Source organism: uncultured Methanobrevibacter sp., assembly GCF_902770715.1.
Classification (GTDB): domain Archaea; phylum Methanobacteriota; class Methanobacteria; order Methanobacteriales; family Methanobacteriaceae; genus Methanocatella.
Map to the genome: position 1 here is coordinate 1 of NZ_CACXTS010000077.1, position 4,749 is coordinate 4,749.

General features: G+C 39.4%; 5 protein-coding genes and 1 tRNA gene. 2 read left to right on the forward strand and 4 right to left on the reverse strand.

Translation table 11 applies throughout. The features are described 5' to 3' along the window. The 4 genes from QZU81_RS10780 to QZU81_RS10795 form a co-directional block, all read right to left on the reverse strand. Nucleotides 1–257 (reverse strand): glutamine synthetase (locus tag QZU81_RS10780; protein ID WP_342764274.1); only part of this gene is annotated, 257 nt, incomplete at its 3' end. 243 nt (nucleotides 258–500) lie between these two features. Further along, complete coding sequence (locus QZU81_RS10785; protein WP_292851132.1) at nucleotides 501–1,241, reverse strand: HesA/MoeB/ThiF family protein; 741 nt, start codon at nucleotides 1,239–1,241, stop codon at nucleotides 501–503. An 8-nt stretch (nucleotides 1,242–1,249) separates the two neighbouring features. Beyond that, complete coding sequence (locus QZU81_RS10790; RefSeq protein WP_292851129.1) at nucleotides 1,250–2,416, reverse strand: aldo/keto reductase; 1,167 nt, start codon at nucleotides 2,414–2,416, stop codon at nucleotides 1,250–1,252. A gap of 106 nt (nucleotides 2,417–2,522) precedes the next feature. Further along, nucleotides 2,523–2,627: transfer RNA gene (locus tag QZU81_RS10795), tRNA-Met, on the reverse strand. 144 nt (nucleotides 2,628–2,771) lie between these two features. Between QZU81_RS10795 and QZU81_RS10800 the strand changes: the two genes are divergently transcribed. Together QZU81_RS10800 and QZU81_RS10805 are read left to right on the forward strand one after the other, a co-directional pair. Further along, the gene (locus tag QZU81_RS10800; RefSeq protein WP_292827300.1) at nucleotides 2,772–4,022 is read left to right on the forward strand and encodes an adenosylhomocysteinase; all 1,251 of its coding nucleotides are present in this window, start codon (nucleotides 2,772–2,774) and stop codon (nucleotides 4,020–4,022) included. Between the two features lie 25 nt (nucleotides 4,023–4,047). After that, nucleotides 4,048–4,698 (forward strand): DUF2119 domain-containing protein, encoded by a 651-nt coding sequence (locus tag QZU81_RS10805; RefSeq protein ID WP_295591775.1) that lies wholly within the window; start codon nucleotides 4,048–4,050, stop codon nucleotides 4,696–4,698. Nucleotides 4,699–4,749: the final 51 nt, after the last annotated feature.

The following is a 4,749-nucleotide window of genomic DNA, read 5'->3' on the forward strand; positions in this document are numbered from 1 at the left end:
GTATTGATGTCAGGTTTCAATACTAAGTCACTTTCATTAATTCCAACAAATCCTGCTATTGAGGATCCATCGAAAAGCATTCCTTCGAGGAATAAGTCTTCCATATCCTCTTCATTGAATGGAATTACAATATTTTTTACAGTTCCATTAATATCGACAAATTGCAGACGGATAAATTTGATGTTATCCTCTTTCATTTGTTCGATTACTCTTTGCATTTTTTCTTCGTTAATTTCGCTCATCAAATCAAGCTCCAATATGTGTGTAATATTGAATTTATAAAAAGTAGTCGGAAAGTATCTTCCTACCTTGGAAATATATTTCCACCTCATTGTATATAAAGGTTTTGAAAAAATAGTGATATAATTGTATTATATCATTTTTACTATATTAATGTATAAGTTTTATTTTCTTTAGTAGAAATAAAGCTATTAATTTTAAAATTCAATAGCTATTTGTTCAAATGAGTATAAAAAAAGAATGGAAAATTGAATTATTGTTTAAAGTTCCTCCAGTGAAAATGAACCCAAATTCAATAAATCAAATGTCAGTATCTTTGGCGCTACAGTCACTTTTCCAATGCCTGTAATGATTTTATAGGCTTCCATAGCTTCAAGACAGCTGATTATGGTTGGTGTCGGTCCGATAACTGGCGGAGTTCCCGAAGCCACATTTTTCAAATCTTCAATGACGTCCTCTGTCAATTCTTTGCCGAATGACGGAAGATTGAACATTTCCTCGTAGCTTTTGGTATTTGGCAGGAATACGGTAATCTGGCCCAAGGTCCCATGGATTGCACCATGGACATAGGGAATTTTATTTTCCACGGCTTTCCTTGACACTATAACCCTTGTTAAAACGTTATCCAGCGCATCAATGACAAGGTTTGAGTCCCCAATAATCTCGCCTATATTTGTTTCATCAACGTGAGCGGTATGGGAGGTTACTTTGACATGGGGATTTATTGTCTTGACTTTCTGCTTTGCCACGGCACTTTTTTCGCATCCGATGGTTTCGGTAGTGGATAGGCTTTGCCTGTTCAGGTTTGTCAGGTCAAACTTGTCCTCATCAACCAAAATTAGCTCGCCGATACCCATTCTTGCAAGCATTTCAATGCATTGTCCGCCAATGCCTCCGCAGCCGATGACAGTTATTTTGGCGTTTTTGAATTTCTCCTGCTCTTCAGTTGAAACCAGAGGCATCTGTCTGGTCAGCATCTCCCAATATGTGTCTTCATTCATATTTTCACCTAAAAGTGGTCAAATTCGCTGCCGAAGTACTCATAGACTTTCTGAAGCTCTTCGGGAATATTCAACATCTGGGTACAGAATGGTATGCATTCTTCACAGTTTACGCAGCTGTCTGCTCTTGAATCCTCATCGATTAAGCTGAAATATTGCATTGCGCTGGCTTTGGGGTTTCCCATCATGTGTGCAATGTTGTATTCGGTCAGGCAGTTGATGATGTCCACTCCATGAGGGCAAGGCATGCAGTAGCCGCATCTTGTGCAGCTGTTTCCAAGGAATGTCCTGTATGTTCTTGCGACTTCCCTTATGATTTCCTGATCGTTTTCACTGATGATGTCCTCTTTTGAAGCTATTCTCACGTTCTCCTTGACCTGTTCTAGGCTTGTCATTCCGCTCAAGACGCAATCGACATCATCCCTGTTCCACAGATATTGCAATGCCCATTCGACAGGTGTTCTTTTGGTTTCGGCCATGTCCCACAATTCCTGAACTTCTCCGGGAATATTCTGAACAAGCCTTCCTCCCCGAAGCGGCTCCATGATCATGCTTCCAACATTGACGTCCTTCAGGTAGTTGAGCCCCATCACTCCTGACTGGTAGTATTCGTCAAGATAATTCATTTGTGTGAGGGCGACTTCCCATTTGGGATACTCGTCGAGAATCTCAATCAGATAGTCCACTTCGATGTGTGATGAAAATCCGACATGCTTGACTTTGCCGCTGCTTAAGCAGTCGTCCAAAAAGTCAAGAACCCCCAATTCATGGACTTTGGTCCAATCTGGGACTGTTAAAGAATGAAGGAGGTAAATGTCAATGTAATCTGTTTGAAGTTTTTCAAGTTGAATGTCCAAGTAATAATCAAAATCAGTTCTTTTCTCCATTAGCCATGATGGAGATTTTGTTTGGAGAAGTATTTCATCTCTCAAGCTATTTTCCTTTAAAAATTCACCGACAAACTTTTCGCTGTTCCCGTTCCCGTCAAGTTCTGCGCTATGGTATGGGTAAGCGGTATCGATAATGTTAATTCCATTTTCAATTCCATATTCAAGCATTTTGGATGCTTCTGTCTTGTCAATGTCTGCATTGGAATCGACTGTTGGAAGTCTCATAGTTCCAAAACCCAATCTTGAAACTTCCAGGCCTGTTTTTCCAAGTGTATTATATATCATTTCAAATCCTCAATTCTTATATTGATTAAAAGAAGTATAAAGTTATTATGATTCGGAAAAAAGTTTTTAAAAAATAGTTTAGATGGAAAATTCCTGGGATATAGGATGCCGGGGGCGGGATTCGAACCCGCGATCTCACGGTATCCCAGGAATAAGTCAGAGCACTGCTTTATTACCCTATGAGCCGTGCGCTCTAACCAGCCACCCCGGCATCTAACAAATATATATCTTTTAATCATTACATTTAAAGTTTTTGTTTTTATAGGGTTTTTTTATAATTTTGTTAAAAAATCGAATAATTTAAAAGGCCATGAAATATATACTATTAATAGTTATATTTATAGGAGTAATTTTCATGAGTAAAGTTAAAGACATGTCTTTAGCACCTGAAGGTGTAAGAAAGATCGAATGGGTTCAAAAACACATGCCTGTTTTAGAACATATCAAAGAAGAATATTTGGAAACCCAACCTTTCAAAGGAATTACAATCGGTTCATGTTTACATTTGGAACCTAAAACCATCAATTTAGGTTTGACTTTAATGGCTGGTGGGGCTGAAGTTGCAATGACCGGATGCAACCCATTGTCCACACATGACGATGCAGTAGCCGGAGCAGCCGACCTTGGATTAAACGTTTACGGTTGGAGAGAACAAGACGATGAAGAATACTACCAGACCATTAATATGGTGCTCGACCACAAGCCGGACATTATCATCGATGACGGAGCAGACATGATTATGGTTCTTCACAATGAAAGAAAAGAATTGTTGAGCCACATAAAAGGTGCTTGTGAGGAAACCACCACCGGTGTACACAGGCTTCAGGCAATGCATGCTGACGGCGCATTGAAATTCCCAGTAATCGCAGTAAATGACGCTTACACAAAATACCTCTTCGACAACAGATACGGTACAGGACAATCAAGCTTCGATGCAATCATGGGAACAACCAACATGGTAATTGCAGGAAAAACCGTAACAGTATGCGGATACGGATGGTGCGGCCGTGGATTAGCTTTAAGAGCAGACGGTCTCGGAGCTGATGTCATCGTGACTGAAGTTGATCCAATCAGAGCACTGGAAGCAAGAATGGACGGATACAGAGTAATGCCAATCCGTGAAGCAGTAAAACAATCAGACTTAATCGTTACAGTAACCGGAAACGCAGACATCATCTCCGGTGATGACTTCAAGTACATGAAAGACGGATGCATGCTTGCAAACTCAGGACACTTCAACGTTGAAATCAACAGACCTGACCTTGAAGCAATCTCAACCGAGGTCAAGGAAGTCCGTGAAAGTATTGAAGAGTTCACAACCAAAGATGGCCGTAAGATTTACCTTTTAGCTGACGGTCGTTTGGTAAACTTGTCAGCTGCACGTGGACAAGGACACCCTGCAGAAATCATGGACATGAGTTTTGCCGTACAGGCATTATCCGCAAAACACATCCTTGAAAACGATTTGCCTGTAGGCGTAACCAAAGCTCCTGATGAAATCGACTACAACGTAGCAAACATGAAATTAAAAGCTATGGGAATTGAAATCGATTCATTAACTGACAAGCAAAAAGCTTACATGTCAAATTGGCAAGAAGGAACATAGATTCCTTCCAATTCTTATTTTTTTTATGTCTTATTTCAGATACATAGACAACGGTGAAGGACCTACCAAATTGTTTATTGGGGGACTTCATGGAAATGAAGGCGCAACATCCGTCAAATTCCTTAAAAGGATAAATGAAGATGATTTGTCGCCCGGACAATTTTACTTTTACAACTTTGATAAAACACCATATATCTCCACTATCAAAAAGGAATTCTACGAGTCAGAAATAGGTTTGAAGATTTTGGATTTGATTGAATACCTGCAGCCGGACTTCTATACGGAGCTGCACTGCTATAATCTGAAAAACTATGAAAAGTTAACCTCAATGGAGAGATATAAAAAAACAGGCATTCCGCCACTCATTAAACTGGGAAACCATGTTCTGGTTTCATCCGTTTCACCGTTAATTCGGATGACTTATTTTTCAACAGAAACCGTTTGCAAAACATTGGAATTTCCCTGCATTGAAAAGACCACTCCTGAAATCGCTGAAAAATATAATTTTGACAAAGACCTGGCCATTGAAACATATGAAGGTTTGCTTAGGCTAATTTTGAAATCTCCTTCAAGGGAGTATTTTGAAAAAGAGATGATGAAGGACTATATAGACCAGGTTCATCTGGCTATGAGATATGCCGAAAAGGTTTTCGGCAAGGATTTCCCGCCGTATTAAAATCGTTTATATAATATGATTAAAAAATATATCATCATCAATAATTTGGTG